The 21,070-nt window shown below is 75.3% G+C and carries 20 protein-coding genes; 8 read left to right on the plus strand and 12 right to left on the minus strand.

What is annotated here, in order from left to right:
* Positions 1–36: 36 nt before the first annotated feature.
* Complete coding sequence (locus tag BMW27_RS19790; RefSeq protein ID WP_091447409.1) at positions 37–1,089, minus strand: C40 family peptidase; 1,053 nt, start codon at positions 1,087–1,089, stop codon at positions 37–39.
* A 365-nt stretch (positions 1,090–1,454) separates the two neighbouring features.
* Between BMW27_RS19790 and BMW27_RS19795 the strand changes: the two genes are divergently transcribed.
* Genes BMW27_RS19795 through BMW27_RS19805 form a run of 3 tightly spaced genes read left to right on the plus strand, consistent with a single transcriptional unit; the run spans position 1,455 to position 4,142 of the window.
* Positions 1,455–1,667, plus strand: coding sequence for a hypothetical protein (locus BMW27_RS19795; protein WP_139206944.1), 213 nt, complete (start codon positions 1,455–1,457; stop codon positions 1,665–1,667).
* Positions 1,668–1,725: 58 nt separating this feature from the next.
* Positions 1,726–3,279, plus strand: coding sequence for a phytoene desaturase family protein (locus tag BMW27_RS19800; protein ID WP_091447415.1), 1,554 nt, complete (start codon positions 1,726–1,728; stop codon positions 3,277–3,279).
* A gap of 14 nt (positions 3,280–3,293) precedes the next feature.
* Positions 3,294–4,142 (plus strand): YihY/virulence factor BrkB family protein, encoded by an 849-nt coding sequence (locus BMW27_RS19805; protein ID WP_245743741.1) that lies wholly within the window; start codon positions 3,294–3,296, stop codon positions 4,140–4,142.
* On the opposite strand, the gene BMW27_RS19810 is transcribed toward BMW27_RS19805, so the two are convergent.
* Both BMW27_RS19810 and BMW27_RS19815 read right to left on the minus strand, forming a co-directional pair.
* Positions 4,106–6,580, minus strand: coding sequence for a transglycosylase domain-containing protein (locus tag BMW27_RS19810; RefSeq protein WP_091447418.1), 2,475 nt, complete (start codon positions 6,578–6,580; stop codon positions 4,106–4,108). The two genes, BMW27_RS19805 and BMW27_RS19810, sit on opposite strands and share 37 nt — an antisense overlap.
* Positions 6,581–6,679: 99 nt before the next feature.
* The gene (locus tag BMW27_RS19815; RefSeq protein WP_091447678.1) at positions 6,680–8,680 is read right to left on the minus strand and encodes a HelD family protein; all 2,001 of its coding nucleotides are present in this window, start codon (positions 8,678–8,680) and stop codon (positions 6,680–6,682) included.
* Between the two features lie 57 nt (positions 8,681–8,737).
* Between BMW27_RS19815 and BMW27_RS19820 the strand changes: the two genes are divergently transcribed.
* Positions 8,738–9,748 carry a zinc-binding dehydrogenase gene (locus BMW27_RS19820; protein WP_217638218.1) on the plus strand — a complete coding sequence of 337 codons (1,011 nt, stop codon included), beginning with the start codon at positions 8,738–8,740 and terminating at the stop codon, positions 9,746–9,748.
* Positions 9,749–9,816: 68 nt separating this feature from the next.
* Here the strand turns inward: BMW27_RS19820 and BMW27_RS19825 are convergent, their stop codons facing one another.
* The 6 genes from BMW27_RS19825 to BMW27_RS19850 all read right to left on the minus strand — a co-directional run bounded on the left by BMW27_RS19825 (position 9,817) and on the right by BMW27_RS19850 (position 15,392).
* A complete protein-coding gene (locus tag BMW27_RS19825; RefSeq protein ID WP_342707483.1) occupies positions 9,817–10,551 on the minus strand; it encodes an acVLRF1 family peptidyl-tRNA hydrolase in 735 nt (244 codons plus the stop codon).
* Entirely contained in the window at positions 10,509–10,937 is a 429-nt protein-coding gene (locus tag BMW27_RS19830; protein ID WP_091447420.1) for a rhodanese-like domain-containing protein, read from the minus strand. Before BMW27_RS19830 ends, BMW27_RS19825 begins: the two co-directional genes overlap by 43 nt.
* A complete protein-coding gene (locus BMW27_RS19835) occupies positions 10,934–12,148 on the minus strand; it encodes an MFS transporter (protein ID WP_091447422.1) in 1,215 nt (404 codons plus the stop codon). The genes BMW27_RS19830 and BMW27_RS19835 overlap by 4 nt, the downstream gene beginning before the upstream one ends.
* 194 nt (positions 12,149–12,342) lie before the next feature.
* Positions 12,343–14,157: a phosphoenolpyruvate carboxykinase (GTP) gene (locus tag BMW27_RS19840; protein WP_091447424.1), complete on the minus strand. Its 1,815-nt coding sequence runs from the start codon at positions 14,155–14,157 to the stop codon at positions 12,343–12,345.
* A gap of 381 nt (positions 14,158–14,538) precedes the next feature.
* Positions 14,539–15,066, minus strand: a complete 528-nt coding sequence (locus tag BMW27_RS19845; protein WP_091447426.1) for an SRPBCC family protein — start codon at positions 15,064–15,066, stop codon at positions 14,539–14,541.
* Entirely contained in the window at positions 15,063–15,392 is a 330-nt protein-coding gene (locus BMW27_RS19850; RefSeq protein ID WP_091447428.1) for an ArsR/SmtB family transcription factor, read from the minus strand. The genes BMW27_RS19845 and BMW27_RS19850 overlap by 4 nt, the downstream gene beginning before the upstream one ends.
* A gap of 73 nt (positions 15,393–15,465) precedes the next feature.
* On the opposite strand from BMW27_RS19850, the gene BMW27_RS19855 reads away from it, so the two are divergent.
* The 3 genes from BMW27_RS19855 to BMW27_RS19865 all read left to right on the plus strand — a co-directional run bounded on the left by BMW27_RS19855 (position 15,466) and on the right by BMW27_RS19865 (position 17,101).
* Positions 15,466–15,729 (plus strand): hypothetical protein, encoded by a 264-nt coding sequence (locus BMW27_RS19855; protein WP_091447430.1) that lies wholly within the window; start codon positions 15,466–15,468, stop codon positions 15,727–15,729.
* Positions 15,730–15,806: 77 nt separating this feature from the next.
* On the plus strand, positions 15,807–16,049 hold the full coding sequence (locus BMW27_RS19860; protein WP_091221674.1) for an acyl carrier protein: 243 nt from the start codon (positions 15,807–15,809) through the stop codon (positions 16,047–16,049).
* A gap of 89 nt (positions 16,050–16,138) precedes the next feature.
* Complete coding sequence (locus BMW27_RS19865) at positions 16,139–17,101, plus strand: NAD(P)H-dependent flavin oxidoreductase (protein WP_091447431.1); 963 nt, start codon at positions 16,139–16,141, stop codon at positions 17,099–17,101.
* On the opposite strand, the gene BMW27_RS19870 is transcribed toward BMW27_RS19865, so the two are convergent.
* The 3 genes from BMW27_RS19870 to BMW27_RS19880 form a co-directional block, all read right to left on the minus strand.
* Positions 17,072–17,761, minus strand: coding sequence for a DsbA family oxidoreductase (locus tag BMW27_RS19870; RefSeq protein WP_091447687.1), 690 nt, complete (start codon positions 17,759–17,761; stop codon positions 17,072–17,074). The two genes, BMW27_RS19865 and BMW27_RS19870, sit on opposite strands and share 30 nt — an antisense overlap.
* 199 nt (positions 17,762–17,960) lie before the next feature.
* Positions 17,961–18,338 (minus strand): FKBP-type peptidyl-prolyl cis-trans isomerase, encoded by a 378-nt coding sequence (locus BMW27_RS19875; protein ID WP_091447433.1) that lies wholly within the window; start codon positions 18,336–18,338, stop codon positions 17,961–17,963.
* Between the two features lie 116 nt (positions 18,339–18,454).
* Positions 18,455–19,201: an SDR family oxidoreductase gene (locus BMW27_RS19880; RefSeq protein WP_245743745.1), complete on the minus strand. Its 747-nt coding sequence runs from the start codon at positions 19,199–19,201 to the stop codon at positions 18,455–18,457.
* 58 nt (positions 19,202–19,259) lie between these two features.
* Between BMW27_RS19880 and BMW27_RS19885 the strand changes: the two genes are divergently transcribed.
* On the plus strand, positions 19,260–20,984 hold the full coding sequence (locus tag BMW27_RS19885; RefSeq protein WP_091447436.1) for an alpha-glucosidase: 1,725 nt from the start codon (positions 19,260–19,262) through the stop codon (positions 20,982–20,984).
* Positions 20,985–21,070 lie beyond the last annotated feature (86 nt).

The following is a 21,070-nucleotide window of genomic DNA, read 5'->3' on the forward strand; positions in this document are numbered from 1 at the left end:
AGCTCGCGGCGGGCCCCGGCAGGGGGCCGGGGGACCTCATGACGCGATGCGGTTGAACTTCGGCGTCGCGCCCATGGTGTCGACGCTGGCGACCTTGACGACGTCGCCGGACGTCGGCGCGTGCACCATCTGCCCGTTGCCCAGGTAGATGCCGATGTGGCTGACCGGGCTGTAGAAGGCCACCAGGTCACCGGGGCCCGCCTCGGCCCGCGAGATCGGCGTCCCCATCTGCGACTGCATGCGGCTGGAGTGCGGCAGGCTGACGCCCACGGCCTGGAAGGCGTACTGCACCAGGCCGGAGCAGTCGAAGGAGCTCGGGCCGCCCGCGGCCCACACGTAGGGCTTGCCGCGCTGGGCCAGCGCGCGGTCGACGACCGCCTGGAGCGAGCCCCCGGCGACCGCCACGGGAGCGGAGGAGGCCGCGGCCGGCTCCTCCCGATCGGTGCGGCTGACCCGGCCGCCCTCGCCGGCGCCGTGCGCGGCCGCGGCGGCCCCGAGGGCGGCCCGCCGCTCCTCGGTGGACAGCCGGGCGTAGTCGGCCTGGTACTCGGCGATCCGGGCCTGCAGGTCGGCCTGCTGCTGGGCCACCGCGTCGTACTGCTGCTGCGCCTCGCCGGCGGCCCGGTCGGCCACGATCCGCGCCTGCGCGGCGGCCTCCCCCGCGACGACGGCCGCGTCGAGCAGCTCGCCCTGGTGGCCGGCCACGGCCTGCAGCAGGGTCACCCGGTCGACGAACTCGTCGGCGGACTCGCTGGTCATCAGCGCCTGGAACGACCCCATGGTCTCGCCGGTGAAGGCGGTGCGGGCGACGCCCACGACGGAGTCCCGGGCGAGGTCGACCGCCGCCTCCGCCTCGGTCACCGCCGCGGCCGCGGCCTGCGCGGCCGCCTGCTGGCCGGCCAGCAGCTCGCGCGCCTCGTTGAAGTCCTCGGTGAGGACCTCCAGCTCGTGCCCGCGGGCGGCGACGAGGGCCGCGGCCTCCGCAGCGGTGGTCGGCTCCTCGGCGCCGGCGGGAGCCGGGGCGAAGGCGAGACCGAGGGAGCCGGCGAGGACGAGGGCGGCGCGGCGGGCGGTGCGAGGGGTCGCCATGGTGCGGCGGCACTCCGTTCATCCACGGCCGCCTACCGGGTCAGCTGACGGGTTCGGGCCGGACGTGCCCGGCGCGGCCGGCTGCGGTGCCGGCGTGCGCGCTTCACCCCAGTGGTTCGGTGGGTCCCCGGCCCGGCGCCCTCGGGGAGGAGAGCGCCGGCTCGGCGGCATCCGCGGGGTGTCACCCAGGCTGGTGACGGAGCGCCCCGACGGGTGTACTCACCGTAGGGGCCGTGACGCCGCCGTGACAATCACCGGGATGTGATTTCGTGGACTCTCGACTCGACCGCACAGGTCGGCGACGACGGGCGGGGCGGGTGTGACGGGTGGGGTTCACCGGCGGCGCGGCGGGGCACGCAGCGGTCATGGATCTCAAGCGACCCCTCGTCGTGCTGGCCGCCGTCGCCGCCCTGGCCGGGTGCAGCGCCAGCACGGAGACCGGCGGCAACACCGATCTGGATCGGGGGACCACCGAGTGCGCCGCCGCCGAGGCCGGGTCGACCGACGAGGAGGCGTGCCAGGACACCGAGCAGGACAACGAGCAGCAGACCGACGAGGAGGACGACGGCGAGGGCTGACCGCGCACCGGCCCCGCGACGGACGGCCCTCCGGCCACGCACCGGTTACGGTCCGCCGGTGGGTGCGCACAGGTACGACGCCGTCGTCGTGGGAGCCGGGCACAACGGGCTGGTGGCCGCGGCCTACCTGGCCCGCGCCGGGTGGTCGGTCCTGGTGCTCGAGCGGCTCGCCGAGGTCGGCGGCGCCGCGGTCAGCCGGCAGGTCTTCCCCGGCGTCGACGTCCGGCTGTCGGCCTACTCGTACCTGGTCAGCCTGCTGCCCGACCGGATCGTCACCGACCTCGGCCTGCAGGTGACGCTGGCCGATCGCGCGGTCGCCTCCTACACCGCCGTCCCCGGCGGCCCGGGGCTGCTCGTGGAGCGGGACGAGGGTCCCGCCACCGCCGCGTCCTTCCGGGCCCTCACCGGCTCCGACGCCGAGCTGGCGGCCTGGCAGCGGTTCTACGGCCGGGTCGCCACGCTCGCCGAGGACCTCGCGCCCACCCTCACCGAGCCGCTGCTGTCCCCCGCCGACCTGGCCGGCCGGCTGCGCGACCCGCAGCTGTGGCACGACCTGCGGGAGCGCCCGCTGGCCGACGTGGTCGCCGACGAGGTGTCGCACGACGTCGTCCGCGGGGTGGCGCTCACCGACGGGCTGATCGGCACCCACGCCGACGTGCACGCCGCCGACGGCCTGGCCGGGCGCTGCTTCCTCTACCACGTGGTCGGCAACGGCACCGGACGCTGGCGGGTACCGGTCGGGGGGATGGGCGCGGTCAGCGGCGCGATGGCCGCCGCGGCGCGCGGCGCGGGCGCCGAGCTGATGACCCGGGCCGAGGTGACGGCGGTCGAGCCGCGGGGCGACGGCGCCACCGTGCACTGGACCGACGACGACGGCGCCGAGCGGGCGGTGGACGCCGGCTGGGTGGTCGGTGGCGCCGCCCCGGCGGTGCTCCAGCGGCTGCTCGGCGAGACGCCCCGCCCCTCTGTTGACGGCGCCCAGCTCAAGGTCAACATGGTGCTGGCGCGGCTGCCCCGGCTGCGCTCCGGGGTGGACCCGGCGGTGGCCTTCGCCGGCACCTGCCACGTCGACGAGGCGGCGTCGCAGCTCGACGACGCCCACGCGCAGGCCGCCGCCGGCCGGCTGCCCGACGTCGTCCCCTTCGAGGTCTACTGCCACTCGCTGACGGACCCGACGGTGCTGGGCCCGGCGGAGCGGGGCGCGGGCTGGCACACCCTCACCTTGTTCGGCCTGCACACCCCGGCGGCGCTGTTCCGCGAGGACCCGGAGGGCAGCCGGGACGAGGCGGTGCGCCGGGTGGTGGCCCAGCTGGACGCGCACCTGGCCGAGCCGCTGCTGGACTGCCTGGCCCGTGACGCCGAGGGCCGGCCGTGCCTGCAGGCGGCCTCGCCGCTGGACGTCGAGGCGTCCCTGGCGATGCCGGGCGGGCACATCTTCCACGGCGACCTCTCCTGGCCGGTCGCCGCGACGCCGGACGAGGTCGGCACCTGGGGCGTGGGGACGGCGCACCCGCGGGTGGTCGCCGCCTCCTCGGGCGGCACCGTGCGCGGCGGGGCGGTCAGCGGCCTCGGCGGCTACGCGGCGGCCCGCTCCCTGCTGGACCGGCGCTGAGGCGGGCCTGGTCGGTGCGCCGGCTGCGCGCCGAGGCGGCGGCGCTGCTGCGCGGCGCCGCCGAGCAGCTGCGCGGCCGGGACGTCGCGCTGATCGCCGCCGGGCTGACCTTCTACGCCGGCATCGCCGTGGTGCCGTTGCTGCTGGTCGCCTTCTCGCTCACCGCGCTGCTCACCTCGGCCGAGCGGGTGCGCGAGCTGAGCGACCGGCTGGCCCAGCTGCTGCCGCCGCAGCTGGGCGCTCCCGGGGCGCTGCGGACGCTGGCCGAGGCCGGCACCGGCCTGGACCTGCTGGGCTTCGTCCTGGCGCTGGTCCCGCTGTCGTTCTACGGCGAGGGGCTGCGCCGAGCGCTGCTGCGCTTCACCCCCCGCCAGGACCGGCTGACCGGCTGGCGCGGGCGGCTGCTGGCGCTGCCGCTGGTGCTGGCCACGCCGTTGCTGATGTACCCGCTGCTGCTGGCCGCGTCGGCGATGGTGGAGCTCACCGAGCGGGGCAGCGCGCTGGGCACCGTCGCCGTCGGCTACTACTCGGTGCTGTTCGCCCTGACCGTGCCGCTGCTGTGGGGCTTCGGCGTGGTCGCGGCCGGGGACCTGCGCTGGCCGGCCCTGGTCTCCGGCGTGCTGTTCACCGCCGCCTGCCTGTCGGGTTTCCTGCAGGGCTTCGCGATCTTCCTGGCCCTGCCGCTGGCGCTGGGCGCGCCGTTCGGCGGCCTGACCGTGGTCGGCGCGGTCGTGGCGATCAGCCTGTGGCTGTTCCTGCTGCACCTGGTCGTGATCGCCGGCTGGCTGCTGACCCAGTCACTCGACGGCCGGCTGCGGCGAGGGGCTCAGTCCTCCGGCCGGCCGGAGTCCGGCCGGCCCTGACCGTCCTGGCCCCCGTCCTGGCCCCCGTCCTGGCCCTCGTCCTGGCCCTCGTCCTGGCCCTCGTCCTGGCCAGGGCCCTGTCCCTGCTCCTGGGCGGGCTCCTCCGGCGCCCGCTCGGGTTCGGGTTCGGGCTCCGGGGAGTCGGCCGGCGGCTCCGGGGCCTCCGACTGCTGCTGACGCTCCCGCGACGGCTCGGGGTCCGGTTGCGGCCGCGGCGGGACGTAGTCCTCGCCGTTGCTGACCAGGATCGAGACGACCTGGCCCGGCACCGCCCGGCCGCCGCGCGGCGGGCTGGTGCCCAGGAAGGTGCCGGAGCGCCGGGCGCTGTCGGTCTCGACGGTCCGGTGGTCGAAGCCGGCCTCCTCGAGCGCCGCCCGGCAGGCCCGCACCGAGGAGCAGCCCGGCACCGGACGGGTGTTGCCGTTCATCACGACGTCGTCGGCCGGCGGGAACTCCCCGCTGCCCCGGGCCTCCAGGATCGGTGCCATCGCGTCGCGCCAGACGGTGGCCGCCTTGCCGCCGCCGAACCCGCCGACGTTCTGCTTGCGCTTGGGGTTGAGCACCATGACGCTCGCGGCGATCTCCGGGGTGTACCCGACGAAGGCGATCGAGTCGTTGTCCTGCGACGTCCCGGTCTTGCCGGCGATCTGGTGGCCCGGGACGTACGCGCGGGTGCCGGTCGCGCCGGAGTTCCCCGGCTCGACGTCCTTGCGCAGCATCTGGTTGAGCGTGTTGGCCACGCCGGGCTTGATCGCCTCGGGGGTGCAGCGGTCACCGACGGCGATCGGCTCGCCGTCCGGCCCGAGCACGGGGTCGCCGTGCTGGTCGAGCACCGCGGTCACCGGGACGACCTCGCACTGGGTGCCACCGGCCGCCAGCGTCGAGTAGGCGCTGGCCAGGGCGAGCGGGCTGGTGGCCTCGGAGCCGAAGGTGAACGACCCCCGGTTCTCGTCGATGATCTGCTGCGGCAGCGCCGGGTCGCTGAACTGGAACAGCCCCATCCGCTCGGCCATCCGCACCGGCTCCTCGACGCTGCCGAGGGCGTCCTCGAGGGCCAGGAAGTAGGTGTTGGAGGACTGGTAGAGCGCGGTGGTCAGGTCCAGCGTGGAGCGGAACGTGCCGGCGTTCTCGACGTCGTAGGGCCCGCTGCCGTCCCGGTAGACGCGGGACACGTAGGGGTCCGACGTCGTCAGCGTGTAGTAGCCCGAGAAGCCCCGGTCCAGCGCCGCCGCGGCGGTGAAGACCTTGTAGGTCGAGCCGGAGCCCTTGCTGGCGGCGAGGTTGAGGTTGAACGACTCCTGCGCGCGGTCCTCCTTGTCGTAGCCGAAGACCCGGTTGACGCTCATCGCCAGCAGGTGGCCGGTGCCTGGCTCGACGGCGGTGAACATGCCGGCCAGCGAGTTGCCCATGGCCAGCGTCTCCAGGACGGCGGCGTCCCCGGCGCGCTGCAGGTCGGTGTCCAGCGTGGTCTGGATGACGTAGCCGCCGTTGTCCAGCTCCTGCTGGGTCAGCCCCAGCTCCTGGATGAGGTAGCGCTGCACGAAGTCGCAGACGAAGGGCCCGACCGATGCCTGGGCGCAGCCGCGGGGCGGGGCCGGCGCGGGGGCGAGACCCAGCGGTGCGGCCTGCGCCGCGGCGACCTCCGCCTGACCGATCAGGCCCTGCTCGGCCATCCGGGACAGGACCTCGTTGCGGCGCGTGGTGGCCGCCTCGGGGTCGGTGAAGGGGTCGTCCTCGGTCGGGCTCTGCGCCAGGCCGGCCAGCAGGGCGGCCTGCGGCAGGGTGAGGGCGGCGGCGTCGATGCCGAAGAAGGCCCGCGCGGCCGGCTGCACGCCGTAGGCGTTCTGCCCGAAGTAGACGATGTTGAGGTAGCGGGTGAGCAGCTCGTCCTTGGAGTAGGTGTCCTCGAGGGCCAGCGCCAGCCGGGCCTCCCGCAGCTTGCGGCCGAGCGTCTGCTCGGTGGCCGCGCTGCGCTCCTCGGGGGTGTCCGCGGTCTGCAGCAGGGTCTGCTTGACCAGCTGCTGGGTGAGCGTGGACCCGCCCTCCTGCACGCCCCCCGCGGCGAGGTTGGTGACCAGCGCCCGCGCCGTGCCCTGCACGTCGAGGCCGTGGTGGTCGTAGAAGCGGGCGTCCTCGATGGCGATCATCGCCTGCTTCATGACCTCGGCGATGCGGTCGCCGGTCACGGGGGCCCGGTTCTCCTCGTAGAAGGAGGTGATCACCTCGCCGTTGGCCGCCTTGAGCACGGTGTTCGCGGGCGGTGCGTCGACGGTGAGCTCGGTGGGCAGGTCACCGAGCAGGCTGGTCGACTGCTGGGCGGCCACCGCCGGCCCGCCGACCCAGGGGAAGAGGAGGCCCGCGACGAGTGCTCCGGCCACCACGACCGTGGCAGCGAGCTTGAGCACCGTCCTGACCCGTGCGTCCGAGCGCAGGTCCATGGGCCCCCTTTCGTGGAGTGTCACTGGAACAGGATTCGGCGTCGGCCACAACCACCCGCGCCGAGGGCATGATCACCCGCTGCGCGTGCGACACAGGCGTCACGCCACGAGCAGCTCCGGCAGGTCGCCGGTGTGCAGCACCACCAGTGTGCTCACCGCCCGGGTGAGGACGACGTAGAGCCGGTGCAGCCCGCGCGGCTCGGCCGCGGCGATCGCGGCGGGGTCCACCACGACGACCGCGTCGAACTCCAGCCCCTTCGCCAGCGTGGCCGGGACGACGGCCAGCAGCCCCGCGTCGCCGTCCTCCCCGAGGACCGACGCGGGCAGCCCGGCGGCGACCAGCGCACCGGTCACCTCGGCCACGGCGGCGTCGGCGCAGACCACCCCGATCGAGCCCGGCGTGGCCGCGAGCTCGCGCACCACGTCGGGCAGCGGGCCGTCCGGCCGGACGCGCAGCGACCCCGTTCCGCGGCGCACCGCCGTGGCGACCGGCAGCCCGGGCGCGATCGCCGGCAGCAGCCGGTTGGCGTACTCGAGCACCTCGCCGGGCACCCGGTAGCCGCGGGTGAGCGGCCGCACGGCGGTCTCCGGCCGCCCCAGACCCGCGAGCGTGCGGCTCCAGTCGGCCGCCGACCACGGGCTGGTGGCCTGCGCGAGGTCGCCCAGCACGGTGAGCGACCCGGCGGCCAGGCGACGGGCGATCGCGCGGCACTGCATGGGTGAGAGGTCCTGCGCCTCGTCGACGACCACGTGCCCGTAACCGGCACTGCGCTCCAGCAGCCCGGCGACCTCGTCGACCAGCACCGCGTCGGCCTCGGTCCAGGGAGCGCCGCGCAGCGGGCCGGCCGGGCGGAGGAGCAGCGCCTGCTCGCCGTCGTCGAGCACGCCGCGGGCCGCCCGCGCCAGGACGGCGGGGTCGGTGAGCAGGGCGTGCACCAGCTCCGCGGCGTCCCGGGCCGGCCACACCGCGTCGCAGAACGCGCGCACCTCCGGGCTGCGGGCCGCCCGGCGGGTCTCGGCGTCGGTGGGGCTGCCGCCGGCGGCCTCGGCCTGCCGTCGGGCGTCCTCGGCCAGCAACATCGCCAGCCGCTCCCGTCCGGCGGCGTGGTGCAGCACCTGCTGGTCGTCGCCGGCCCGGCCGCGGCGGCGCAGGTCGTCGACGTACCGCTTCAGCCGCTCCACCGGCACGCGCCGACGGCGCCCGGTCATCGGCACCTGGACGTCGTCCGCCGGCTTGGTGATCGAGCCCCACAGGGCGCGGTGCAGCACCTCGGCCATGCGGGCGTCGCCCTTGAGGACGGCGACCCCGGGGGCGTCCGTGCCGCGCACCGGCACCCGGGCGGTCAGCTCGGCGACGGTGGTCTGGTCGACGTCGACCTCGCCGAGGGTGGGCAGCACCTGCTCGATGTAGCGCAGGAACGCGCGGTTGGGTCCCACGACGAGGACGCCGGTGCGGGCCAGCTGGCCGCCGTGGGTGTAGAGCAGGTAGGCCGCGCGGTGCAGGCCGACGGCGGTCTTCCCGGTGCCCGGAGCGCCCTGCACGCAGATCGACTCGGCCAGCGGCGCCCGCACGATGGCGTCCTGCTCGGGCTGGATGGTGGCCACGATGTCGCGCATCGGCCCGGAGCGCGGGCGCTCGATCTCCTGCTCGAGCAGCCTGCTGGAGGCGGCGTCCCCCACCCCGAGCAGCTCGTCCTCGTAGCTGGTGAGCTCCCCGCCGGCGAAGCCGAAGCGGCGGCGGCGCACCAGGCCCTGCGGATCGGCGGCGCTGGCCTGGTAGAACGGCCGGCTCATCGGCGCCCGCCAGTCGATGACGACCGGGGTGCCGTCGGTGTCGCGCACGTGCCGGCGACCGATGTGGAAGGTCTCGACGCCGGTGTCGGTGCGGCCGAAGAACGGCGGGACGCCCGGGTCGGCGGCCAGCGCCCGCAGCCGATCGGCACGGGCGGCGCCGAGCCGCTCGGACGCCCAGGCGTCGACGCCGGCGTCGACGACGGCGGAGGTGGCCGCGCGCATGGCGGTCAGGCAGTCGGCCGCGTGCGCCAGGTGGGCGCGCTCGGCGGTCAGCACGGGGTCGGAGGCGACGGTCGTCTCGCGCATCGCGGAGGACACGGTCGGTGGACGTTACGCGCGCTCCTGGGCGGGGAGGAAGGGGTCATGCCCGAGACGATGCTCGCCGGACGGTTGGACGTGCGCACCCGCGACTTCGCGGTCGAGGAGGTGCCCAAGCCCTCCCCCGGCCCCGGCGAGGTGCTGGTCCGGGTGGCTGCCGCCGGCATCTGCCTGTCCGACGTCCACCTCATCGAGGGCCAGCTCAGCCCGCTGTTCCTCGCCGGCGACGCGGTGACCCTCGGCCACGAGGTGGCCGGCACCGTCGCCGAGTTGGGGGACGGCGTGACCGGCGCGACCGTGGGGCAGCGGGTGCTGCTGCAGGCCGGCGAGGAGAGGGACGGCTGGGTGCACACCCGGGGTGTCGACTACGACGGGGGCTGGGCCGAGTACGCGCTGGCCACGGTCGGCACGCTGGTGCCGGTGCCGGACGGGATGCCGCTGGAGCAGGCCTGCATCGTGCCGGACGCGGTCTCCACGCCGTGGGCCTCGATCGTGCGCACCGCGGGCGTCCGGGCCGGTCAGCCGGTCGGCGTCTGGGGCATCGGCGGCCTGGGCGCGCACGCCGTGCAGCTGCTGCGGCTGGCCGGGGCGGCACCGATCGTGGCCGTCGACCCGGTGCCCGCCGCGCGCGAGCGGGCGCTCGCCTTCGGCGCCGACCTCGCCCTCGACCCGGCGGACGACGTCGCCGCGCGGGTGCGGGAGCTGACCGGCGGTGCCGGGCTGGCGCACGCCTTCGACTTCGCCGGGGTGGCGCAGGTGCGCGAGCAGGCGGTGCGGACGCTGGAGCGCGACGGCGCCCTGGTCCTCGTCGGGCTCACCGACCAGCCGCTGACCATCCGCAACGGCACTCAGTTCAGCTACTTCGGCCAGCGGGTCCTCGGCCACTACGGCTCCGAACCCGCGCACGTGCAGGAGCTGGTGTCCCTGGTCCGGCACGGCCGGCTGGACCTCTCCCGGTCGATCTCGGGCACGCTGCCGCTGACCGAGGCCGCCCGCGGTGTGGAGATGCTCGCGCGCAAGGAGGGCGACCCGATCCGTCTCGTGCTCACGCCGTGAGGTGTCCGGCCGTGATCATCGGCGGGTGGTCGCCCGACACGCTGCGAGCGACCACCGCACGCCGATGATCACGGGGGCGACCGCTCGCCCGGCTCCACGATGTGGACCTCGACCGCGCGGAACTGCGCCGGGGTCTCCAGCAGCACCGCCTTCGTCGGGTCGCCCACCTCCAGCGCCGGCCCGCGGCGCAGCGCGGCCAGCGCCCGCAGCCGCGGGTCGGCCAGGACGTCGTCCACCAGGCCGCGGTCACCGCCGGTGAACAGCGCCTCGACCTCGCCGGCGTGGGGCAGCAGCACCCGGACGGCGGTCTCGACCGCGGCACCCACCACCGCGTCGGTCTGGTGGGCCCGCCGCCGGGCGAAGCGCTGCTGCGACCAGCCGCCGGCCGCCGTCCGCCCCTGGACCTGGCGCGCGTCGACCTTGGAGACCACCAGGTCCCCGCCGTCGAACACCCCGACCGCCCACCGTCCGCGGCGGACGAGCAGGACGGCGGCGCGGTGCGGCACGCGGACGGCCGCGGTGAACGAGGAGAGCACCAGCGGGGTGGGTGGGGACGTCGCAGCCGGCCCCGGCCGCCACTCGAACGGCGCCCGCAGGGTGACCTCGGTGGTGTCCGCGCAGGTCACCCGGACACCGTCGGCCACCGGCTCGACGGCGTCGAAGGTGCCGTGCCGGCCGGCGACCCCGTCCAGCCAGCGCCCCAGGCGTTCGGGCGGGACGCGCAGCCGCCGGCCGCCGCCGGCGGCGGGCCGGGACCGGGTCAGGCGCCGTCCCGGGTGGTGGGCAGCCCGGCCGCGGCCCAGGCCCGGTAGCCGCCGACCACGTCGGTGGCGCGGTGCAGGCCCAGTGCGCGCAGCGAGTCGGCGGCGAGGCTGGAGGCGTAGCCCTCGTTGCAGAGCACGATCACCTCGACGTCGTGCCCGGTGGCCTCGGGCAGCCGCGCGTCGCTGGCCGGGTCCAGGCGCCACTCGAGCACGTTGCGCTCGACGACCACGGCACCGGGGACCTCGCCGTCGGCCTCGCGCTGGGCGACCGGGCGGGTGTCGACGAGCAGGGCGCCGTCGGCCATCCGCGCCGCGGCCTCGGCCGGCTGGAGGCGGTGGAGGCGCCCACGCGTCTCCGCGAGCACCTCGTCGATGGAGCGTGGGGCGGGCGGGGTGCCGCCGGGCTCCGTCCTCGGCCCGGTCACCGGGCCATCGCCGGCTCGGCGGCGTGCTCGGCCGGCACGTGCAGCAACCGCTGGGTGGCCGCGACGACCACCGTGGCGACGGCGGCGGCGAGGGTGGCCACCCAGAACGCGGAGCTGGCCCCGGTGGTGTCCACCAGCTTGCCGGCGGCCGAGGAGCCGAGGGCGACCCCGAGACCCAGGGCGGTGCCGATCCAGGTGAACGCCTCGGTGGTGGCCGAGCGCGGGACCAGCACCTCGGCGAGGGTGAACGAGCTGATTAACGACGGGGAGACGGCGAGCCCCGCGACCACCACGAACGGGATCAGCAGCCAGACGTCGCGCACCAGCGCCAGCGGCAGGCTCAGCACCGTCAGCACGGCGAGGACGACGACCAGCCGGTGGCGCAGTGGGTGCCGCCAGTGCACGCTCCCCCAGCCGATGCCGCTGGCCATGGACCCGAGCGCCAGCGCCGCGATGAGCACGCCGGACAGCGCCATCGCGCCGGCCTCGTCGGCGAAGGCGACGAGCGCGATCTCCAGGCTGCCGAGGATCGCGCCGACGGCGGCCCCGACGACGAACAGCACCTGGAGTCCGGGCGTGCGGATGGCCGACGGGCCGCTGCGGGCGGCGTGCCCGTGCGGTGGCGGCTCGGTGCGGCCCTGGGCGGCGAACAGCAGGCTGCCGACGACGGCGAGGACGAAGGCGGTGACCACCCCGGAGGTGGCGTGCCCGGTCGTGGACAGGAAGGTGACCAGCACCGGACCGACGATGAAGACGAACTCGTCGACCACCGACTCCATCGCCAGCGCCGCCGGCAGCCGGTGCGTGCCGCGGAGGAGGTGGGTCCAGCGGACCCGGATCATCGACGCGACCGGGGGGATGCAGGCGCCGGCCAGCCCGGCCGAGGCGAACAGGATCCAGCGCGGCCAGTCCTCCTTGACCGCGGGCAGGAACACGCACCCCGCGGCCACGAAGACGGCGAGCACCGGCAGCAGCGTGCGGCGCTGGCCGTGGGTGTCCGCCCACCGTCCCAGCAGCGGACCGGAGATCGCCGTGGTGACGGCCCCGGTCGCGGCGACCGCCCCGCCCAGCCCGTAGCTGCCCGTCTCGGAGGCGATGAGCAGGACCGAGCCGAGCCCGACCATCGACAGCGGCAACCGCCCGACGAAGGCGGCCAGCACCATCGGCAGTGCGTGGGGCGTGCGGAGCACGTGCAGGTACGGGTTGAGCACGGATGGCGACCTGTCGTCTCAGGTGAGGGGCTCCGGTACGACGGACCACGCTAACCGACCGGAGCAGCGGCGGCCCGGCGGCGAGGAGCCGGTCGCGTGCCCCGCCTCCGGAACGGCGCAGGGCCCCGCACCGGTCGCCGTCGACCGGTGCGGGGCCCTGCGGGACCGACTCCGGGGAGCCGGCGCGGCCGGCTCTAGGCGAGCCGGTGCTCCAGGATGGCGAGCTCGTCCCACATGGTGCTGGGGAGCTTGTCGCCGAACTTCTCGAACCACTCGGTGATCTGCGGGATCTCGGCGCGCCACTCGTCCTTGTCGACGGCGAGCGCCTTCTCCACCTGCTCGCGGGTCAGGTCCAGCCCGGAGACGTCCAGCGAGTCCGGCGTCGGCACGTGGCCGACCGCGGTCTCCTCGGCCGCCGCGGTGCCCTCGAGCCGCTCGACGACCCACTTGAGGACCCGGCTGTTCTCGCCGAAGCCCGGCCACAGGAAGCCGCCGTCCTCGTCGCGGCGGAACCAGTTCACGTAGAAGATCCGCGGCAGCTTGCTGGCGTCGTGGGCCTTTCCCGTCTCGACCCAGTGGCGGAAGTAGTCACCGGCGTTGTAGCCGATGAACGGCAGCATGGCGAACGGGTCCCGGCGGACGACGCCGACCGCACCGGTGGCGGCGGCGGTGGTCTCCGAGGACAGCGTCGCGCCCATGAAGACGCCGTGGTTCCAGTCCCGGGCCTCGCTGACCAGCGGGATGGTCGTCTTGCGGCGGCCGCCGAAGAGGATCGCCGAGATCGGCACGCCCTTCGGGTCGGTGTACTCCGGCGCCAGGATCGGGCACTGGGTGATCGGCGTGCAGAACCGGCTGTTCGGGTGGCTGGAGGGCTCGTCGCTGTCCGGCGTCCAGTCCCGGCCCTTCCAGTCGGTGAGGTGCGCCGGCGGCTCGTCGGTCATGCCCTCCCACCAGATGTCACCGTCGTCGGTGAGGGCGACGTTGGTGAAGACCGAGTTGCCCTTGTCGATCGTGCGCATCGCGTTGGGGTTGGTGTCCCAGCCGGTGCCGGGGGCGACCCCGAAGAGGCCGAACTCGGGGTTGAGCGCGTAGAGCCGGCCGTCCTCGCCGAAGCGCATCCAGGCGATGTCGTCGCCGAGGGTCTCGACCCTCCAGCCCGGGATGGTCGGCTCGAGCATCGCCAGGTTGGTCTTGCCGCAGGCCGAGGGGAAGGCGGCGGCGATGTAGTAGGTCTTCTGCTGCGGGCTGGTCAGCTTGAGGATCAGCATGTGCTCGGCGAGCCAGCCCTCGTCGCGCGCCATGACCGAGGCGATGCGCAGGGAGTAGCACTTCTTCCCGAGCAGGGCGTTGCCGCCGTAGCCCGAGCCGTAGGACCAGATGGCCCGCTCCTCGGGGAAGTGCACGATGTACTTGGTGTCGCTGCAGGGCCACGGCACGTCCTGCTGGCCCTCGTCGAGCGGGGCGCCGAGGGAGTGCATCGCCGGCACGAACGGCCGGTCGGTGCCCATCGCCTGCAGGACGTGGCTGCCGATGCGGGCCATGACCCGCATCGAGACCACGACGTACTCGGAGTCGGTCAGCTCGACGCCGAACATCGGGTTCTCGGCCTCGACCGGGCCCATGCAGAATGGGATGACGTACATCGTCCGGCCGCGCATGCACCCCCGGTACAGCTCGGTCATGATCGACTTCATCTCGGCCGGGTCCATCCAGTTGTTGGTGGGACCGGCGTCGGCCTCGTCGACCGAGCAGATGAAGGTGCGGTCCTCGACGCGCGCGACGTCGCTGGGGTCCGAGGCGCACCAGAACGAGTTGGGCTTCGCGTCCAGGCGGGTGAAGGTGCCGGCGTCGACCAGCTGCTGGGTGAGCCGCTCCCACTCCTCGTCGCTGCCGTCGACCCACACGACCCGGTCCGGCGTCGTCAGCTCGGCCATCTCCCGCACCCAGGCGAGCAGCCGGGCGTGCGTGGTGGGGGCGTTCTCGATACCGGGGGTGGCCACTGAAGTCACGGCGTCTCCATCCTCTGGGCACACCGGGCGGGGACCCGCCGGCGCTGTACTCGTCCTGCTCAGCTGTCGTCCGGGCCGCCGGGCGCCACGGGCGCCGGTGGGGTCCCGGGTCCGGACAGCCTAACGGTGCGGACGACCACTGTAACCGTGAGAGATGTTACGTATAAGACGTCTACCTCGCGGGCCGGAAGACCCTGGTGGGGCTGCCCGTCGACCCGGCCGCGCGGACCGTGCACCGGCCTCCGCGCCGACCGTGGGGCCGTCTCCCGCGGCCCGGCCGACCTGGGTCGCGGCAGCCCACGCGGTGGCGGGGCGACCCCGGCGTCGCCGTCCACCCCGCTCGGGGGGTCCGCAGCGCGGGGACGCCCTCCAGGCGCCGGGTCAGGAGCCGGTCGACATCCCGTAGACCGGCCCGGCGACCTCGGCGGCGAAGTCCTCCCAGTCCCGCGGGACGGGCCGCCCGCCGACCTCGGCGTCGAACTTGTCCAGGTACCAGTGCCAGCCGGCGGCGAAGTCGGCGACGTCCGCGTCAGGGGCGAACAGCTGGCGGAAGCGCAGGACCGACCGGTCCTCCTCGGCCCACAGGTCCAGCTCGACGGACCAGTCGGCCTGACCGACCCACTCGACGACCAGCCGGCGCGGCGGGTCGCACTCGGCGATGCGCACCGCCTCGCCGGCAGGCTCGTCCTCGTGGGTCATCGTGAAGGTGCCGGCGCCGCCGGGTGCACGCTCGCCGTCGTAGGTGCCGATCCAGCGGGCCAGCCGGTCGGGCTCGGTGAGCGCCGACCACACGTCCTCGACCGGGTCCGGCCAGGAGCGGCGGAACTCCAGGCGCTGCCGGCCGTCGTCCTCGGTGCTGACGACACCACGGCGGGCCATCGCGTCGGACAGGGCGTCCTGCTGGGTCATGGCGTCCCTCCACTCCTGCGGGCCCGTCGGCCGCGGGCCATCTCGGTGTCCAGTGCGTCGAACCGCCGGGCCCACAGGTCGCGGTAGGGCTCCAGCCAGTCGTCGAGCTCCCGCAGCGGGCGCGGGTCGAGCACGTAGAGCCGCCGGCGTCCCTCGACCCGGCTGCGGACCAGCCCGGCCTCGCGCAGCACGCGGAGGTGCCGGCTGATCGCCGGCCGGCTCACCGGGAACCGCTCGGCGAGTTCCCCGGCGGCCAGTTCCCCCCGTGCCAGCAGGGCGACCAGCTCGCGCCGGGTCGGATCGGCGAGGGCCGCGAGCGCCTCCACCCAGTATGCGTAACACACGGGTTACGCATTCGGCCAGGGGTTGGCGCGCGACCCCGCCGGGAACCGGAGCCGCATGACGGTCACCGACCCCGACGTCCCGGACCCGCTCAACGACCCCCGCACCCTGCAGGCCGACCCCGGCGCGTACGGGCAGGGCGGGGACCTCGCCTCGACCGAGGACGACGCCGTGTCGACCGGCGCGGACGAACTGGCCGCGGACGACCTGACCGGCGACGACCCGACCGACGACGACCTGACCGCCGGTCGGAACGCGGCCGACGACGCCGGCGGTGGCGACGTGACCGGCGGCGCGTTCTCCGAGAGCCCGCGCGGCTGAGACGAGGCGGTCCGTTTCAGGAACCGCCGGCCGGGCAACCCTCGGGCCCCAGTCACCCAGCGAGGAGGAGGACCACCATGGCCACCGGTGAGACCGGCTTCGAGGACGTCACCTACGACCTCATCTCGGTGCAGTACCACTCGCTCAAGGCCGGGCACGACTACGGCCAGTACGTCCGTGACGCGGAGAACGCCGGGCTGCAGGACATCGCGTCGTTCTTCCGCGAGGTCATGGAGCAGGACTCCGCGCGGGCGCGGCGCTGCCACGAGTTCCTGCGGCAGATCTCCGGCACCGAGCAGGGCGGACCCGCGACCCAGTAGTGGAAGGACCCCGTCCTCCCCAACCTTCGCAGGCTCAGGTCGGGGCCCGGGACGGGGCCGGTCAGGAGCGGCACGGGCACGATGGCCGCGTGATCCGCACACCGCTGACCCGCACCTTCTCCCTGGCCGCACCGGTCGTCGGGGCACCGATGGCCGGTGTGGCCGGCGGTGCGCTGGCCCGGGCCGTCTCGCTGGGCGGGGGCCTCGGGATGATCGGCGTCGGCAACGCCGCCACGACGGACTTCGTCGCCGAGCAGGCGGCCATCCCCGCGACCGACGGCCTGCCGTTCGGCATCGGCCTCATGGCCTGGGCGCTGGCCGAGCGCCCCGAGCTGCTCGACGCGGCGATCGCCGCGGGCCCGGCGCTGGTGTCGGTCTCCTTCGGCGACGCTGCACCCGCCGCCGCGCGGCTGCACGACGCGGGCATCGCCGTCGCCGCGCAGGTGAACACCGCCGACGACGTCCGGCGGGCGCAGGCGGCCGGGGTGGACCTGCTCGTCGCCCAGGGCACCGAGGCCGGCGGGCACACCGGGCAGCGGGCCACCCTGCCGCTGCTGCAGGAGGTGCTGACCCTGGCCGACCGCCCGGTCCTCGCCGCCGGCGGCATCGCGACCGGGGCGGGCATGGCCGCGGCCCTGGCCGCCGGCGCCGCCGGGGTGTGGATCGGCACGCCGCTGCTCGCCTGCCCCGAGGGGCTCAACTCCCCCGCCGCCCGGGCCCGCGTCTGTGCGGCCACCGGTGAGGACACCGTGCTGACCCGTGCCTTCGACGTGGCGCAGCGGCTGGCCTGGCCCGAGCGCTGGCCGGGACGGGCGGTGGCGAACGACTTCAGCCGTGAGTGGCACGGCCGGGAGGTCGAGCTGGCGGCGGACGCCGAGGCGGCCCGCCGGGTGCAGGAGGCACGCCGGACCGGCGACCTCTCCGCGGCCCCGCTCTATGCCGGGGAGTCGGTCGGCCTGGTCACCGGGGAGCGCCCCGCGGCCGACGTCGTCCGGGAGCTGGCCGCCGGTGCCGAGCGAGCGCTACGAGCGGCCTGCGACCTGCTGACCTGACCGCGCGGCGTCGGCCCACGCCCGCTCCAGGACCTGCAGCAGCAGGTCGACGGGCTGGGCGCCGGCGGCGCCGTACCTGCGGTCGACGACGAAGAAGGGGACGCCGGTCGCCCCGAGCTCCTGGGCGGTGCGGATGTCGTCGAGGACGGCGGCGCGGTACCGGTGGTCGGCGAGCGCGGCGCGCACCTCGGCCTCGTCCAGGCCGACCTCCACCGCCAGCGCGACCAGGGAGTCGACGTCGAAGACCGACCGTCCCTCCTCGAAGTGCGCGTGCAGCAGCCGCTCCTTCACCGCGCCCTGGAGCCCGCGCGCGGTGGCGAGGTGGAGGAGCTCGTGGGCCAGCAGCGTGTTGCCGCTGACGCCGCTCGCCAGGTCGTAGTGCAGGCCCTCGCCGGCGGCGGTCTCCTCGACGTGCTGCATCATCCCGCGCACGTCCTCGACCGGTCGGCCGAACTTCGCGGCCAGCGCCGGGAGGGTCCGGTGGGTCTCGCCCTCGGGCGTGCTCGGGTCGAGCTGGAAGGACCGCCAGACGACCTCGACCTCGTCCCGGTGGGGGAACCGCTCCAGCGCGGCCTCCAGCCGGCGCTTGCCGATGTAGCACCAGGGGCAGACGACGTCGGACCAGACCTCGATGCGCACGGACCGCAGCAACCCCGTCACCCGCGGGCTCATTCCGGCCGGTGCGCCCCCGCCCGCGCCCGGGCGTCCCCGAGGCTGGGGTCGGGGAAGCGCACCGCACCTCCGCGCCGCCGGGGTCGTGCGGAGTGGGGGTCCGGAGGGTCCCCGACGAGCGGCCGGGTGGCTCAGCGCAGGGCGGGGACGCCTCCTGGTCGCGGGGTCGGCCGGGAGGCCGACGGTGTCAGCGCACCCCGACGAGGTCGACGACGAAGACCAGGGTCGCGCCGGGCTTGATGACCCCACCCGCGCCGCGGTCGCCGTAGGCCTTGTGCGGCGGGATGGTCAGCCGGCGCCGGCCGCCGACCCGCATCCCCTGCATGCCCTCGTCCCAGCCCTGGATGACCATGCCGACGCCGAGCCGGAACTCCAGCGGGTCGCCGCGGTCCCAGGAGGCGTCGAACTGCTCACCGCCGTCGTGGGCGACGCCGACGTAGTGGGCGCTGACCAGGTCACCGGCCTTCGCCTCGGGGCCGTCGCCGACGGTGATGTCCTCGATCACGAGGTCGTCGGGGGCGGGGCCGGTCGGCGTCTCGACGTCGGGGCGGGTGGGCTCGGCCATCGGTTTCTCCTGAGGTCGGTGCCGGGTGGGTCCCGACGGTCGTCCCCATCCAAACAGCGGTTCCACCGGGTCGCCGGGCGGGCCGCGGTCCGGCGCCGTCCCGGCGGGTGAACCGCTCAGCGGCCGCCGGCGACGTCGAGCAGGCTGCCGGTGCAGTAGCCCGCGTCGTCGCCGAGCAGCCACAGCACGGCGGCGGCGACCTCCGCAGGCAGACCGGCCCGGCCCATCGGCACCGTCGGCCCCACCCGGGCGACCCGGTCGGGCTGGCCGCCGCTGGCGTGGATCTCCGTCTCGATGATCCCGGGCCGCACGACGTTGACCCGGATCCCCTCCCCGGCCACCTCGCGGGCGAGGCCGACCCCGAGGGTGTCGACCGCGCCCTTGCTGGCCGCGTAGTCGACGTACTCGCCGGGCGACCCGAGCCTGCTGGCCGCCGAGGAGACCAGCACGACGGACCCGCCCGGGCCGCCGTGCCGGGTGGACATCCGCCGCACCGCCTCGCGGCAGCACAGGACGGTGCCGAGCACGTTGACCGCGAGCATCCGCTGCACCCGGTCGGCGGTCAGCTCGTCGACCCGCGCCCGCTGCCCCACGATCCCGGCGTTGGCCACCAGTCCGGTCACCGGGCCCAGGCCCTCGGCGGCGGCGAAGGCGGCCAGAACGTCGTCCTCGACCGAGACGTCGGCGCGCACGGCGCACGCGGTCCCGCCGGCCGCCTCGATGCCGGTCACGACGGCGGCGGCCGCGCCCTCGTCGTCCCGGTACGTGACAGCGACCGACCACCCGGCCGCCGCCGCGGCGCGCGCGGTCGCCGCGCCGATGCCGCGGCTGCCGCCGGTCACGAGCACCACACCAGGAGGCACGGTCGGACCGTAGCGCGGAGCGGGTGCGGGACGCCGCACGGCGTGCTGGGCTGGGCGCATGCCCGCCGATCCCCCGTGGTGGACCCGCGCCGTCGTCTACCAGGTCTACCCGCGCTCGTTCCAGGACTCCGACGGCGACGGGATCGGTGACCTCGGCGGGATCCTGCAGCGCGTCGACCACCTCGCCGACCTGGGCGTCGACGTCGTCTGGCTCTCGCCGATCTACCCCTCGCCGCAGGCCGACAACGGCTACGACATCAGCGACTACACCGACGTCGACCCGCTGTTCGGCTCGCTGGCGCAGCTCGACCAGCTCATCGCCGCGCTGCACGAGCGCGGGGTGAAGCTGGTCATGGACCTGGTGGTCAACCACACCAGCGACCAGCACCCGTGGTTCGAGGAGAGCAGGGCGTCCCGGACGTCCCCGAAGCGCGACTGGTACTGGTGGCGGCCGCCGCGCGCGGGCATGACGGCGGGGCAGCCCGGCGCCGAGCCGACCAACTGGCACTCGTACTTCTCCGGGCCGACCTGGCAGCTCGACGAGGCCAGCGGCGAGTACTACCTGCACCTGTTCGCCCGCGAGCAGCCGGACCTGAACTGGGAGAACCCCGAGGTCCGCCAGGCGGTGTACGCGATGATGCGGGGTTGGCTCGACCGCGGCGTCGACGGGTTCCGCATGGACGTCATCAACATGATCAGCAAGGACGTCGCCCCGGACGGCTCGCTGCGCGACGGCCCGGCACTGCCGGGCCTGCCCTACGGCGACGGGACGGCGTCCTTCCTCTGCGGGCCGCGGATCCACGAGTTCCTGCAGGAGATGCACCGCGAGGTCTTCGCCGGGCGGTCCGACCGGCTGCTGACCGTGGGCGAGATGCCCGGCGTGACCGTGGAACAGGCGCGGCTGTTCACCGACCCGGCGCGGGCCGAGGTGGACATGGTGTTCCAGTTCGAGCACGTGGGCCTGGACTTCGACGAGTCCAAGTGGCGCCCACGGCCGCTGCGGATGCGCGACCTCAAGGCCTCCCTCGGCCGCTGGCAGGCGGGGCTGGCCGACGTCGGCTGGAACTCCCTCTACTGGGACAACCACGACCAGCCGCGCGCCGTCTCGCGCTTCGGCGACGACTCGCCCCGGTACCGCCGCGACTCCGCGACCTGCCTGGCCACCCTGCTGCACCTGCACCGCGGGACGCCCTACGTCTACCAGGGCGAGGAGCTGGGGATGGCCAACGCCCCGTTCGACCGCATCGACGACTTCCGGGACGTCGAGTCGCTCAACCACTTCGCGCAGGCGGTGGCGCACGGCGAGGACCCGGAGACGGTGCTGGTCGCGCTGCGCCGGATGAGCCGGGACAACGCGCGCACGCCGGTGCAGTGGGACGCCTCGCCGTCCGCCGGCTTCACCACCGGCACGCCGTGGATCCCGGTCAACCCCGACTCCACCGAGTGGAACGCCGAGGCCCAGCGCGCCGACCCGGCCTCGGTGTTCGCCCACCACAAGCGGCTGATCGCGCTGCGGCACGCCGACCCGGTGGTCGCGCTCGGCGACTTCGGCATGCTGCTGCCCGATCACGACGAGCTGTACGCCTTCACCCGCAGCCTGGACGGCGCGACGCTGCTCGTCGTCTGCAACCTCGGCGCCTCGACGCACCCGCTGGGCGAGCTGCTGCCCGAGACGGCCGGCGCCGAGCTGGTGCTGGGCAACCTGACCGACGACGGCGACCCCGCCGTCCTGCGGCCGTGGGAGGCGCGGGTCCTGCGCCTGGCGAGCGGCCGCGCGGCCTGAGGAGCGGCCGGCCCTCTCCTGCCCGCGGTGCTCCGGTGGTGGGTGCTCCTGCGCTCACCACCGGAGCCGCGGCAGGGACGACCCGC

This window comes from Geodermatophilus poikilotrophus, from assembly GCF_900111455.1.
GTDB lineage: Bacteria > Actinomycetota > Actinomycetes > Mycobacteriales > Geodermatophilaceae > Geodermatophilus > Geodermatophilus poikilotrophus.

Bases quoted from the DNA above. Each gene is read 5' to 3' on its own strand.
- BMW27_RS19820 (WP_217638218.1), top strand. From the start codon at position 8,738: ATGCCCGAGACGATGCTCGCCGGACGGTTGGACGTGCGCACCCGCGAC.
- BMW27_RS19875 (WP_091447433.1), bottom strand. From the start codon at position 18,338: ATGGCCGAGCCCACCCGCCCCGACGTCGAGACGCCGACCGGCCCCGCC.
- BMW27_RS19810 (WP_091447418.1), bottom strand. From the start codon at position 6,580: ATGGACCTGCGCTCGGACGCACGGGTCAGGACGGTGCTCAAGCTCGCT.
- BMW27_RS19860 (WP_091221674.1), top strand. From the start codon at position 15,807: ATGGCCACCGGTGAGACCGGCTTCGAGGACGTCACCTACGACCTCATC.
- BMW27_RS19845 (WP_091447426.1), bottom strand. From the start codon at position 15,066: ATGACCCAGCAGGACGCCCTGTCCGACGCGATGGCCCGCCGTGGTGTC.
- BMW27_RS19795 (WP_139206944.1), top strand. From the start codon at position 1,455: ATGGATCTCAAGCGACCCCTCGTCGTGCTGGCCGCCGTCGCCGCCCTG.
- BMW27_RS19815 (WP_091447678.1), bottom strand. From the start codon at position 8,680: ATGCGCGAGACGACCGTCGCCTCCGACCCCGTGCTGACCGCCGAGCGC.
- BMW27_RS19855 (WP_091447430.1), top strand. From the start codon at position 15,466: ATGACGGTCACCGACCCCGACGTCCCGGACCCGCTCAACGACCCCCGC.
- BMW27_RS19790 (WP_091447409.1), bottom strand. From the start codon at position 1,089: ATGGCGACCCCTCGCACCGCCCGCCGCGCCGCCCTCGTCCTCGCCGGC.
- BMW27_RS19885 (WP_091447436.1), top strand. From the start codon at position 19,260: ATGCCCGCCGATCCCCCGTGGTGGACCCGCGCCGTCGTCTACCAGGTC.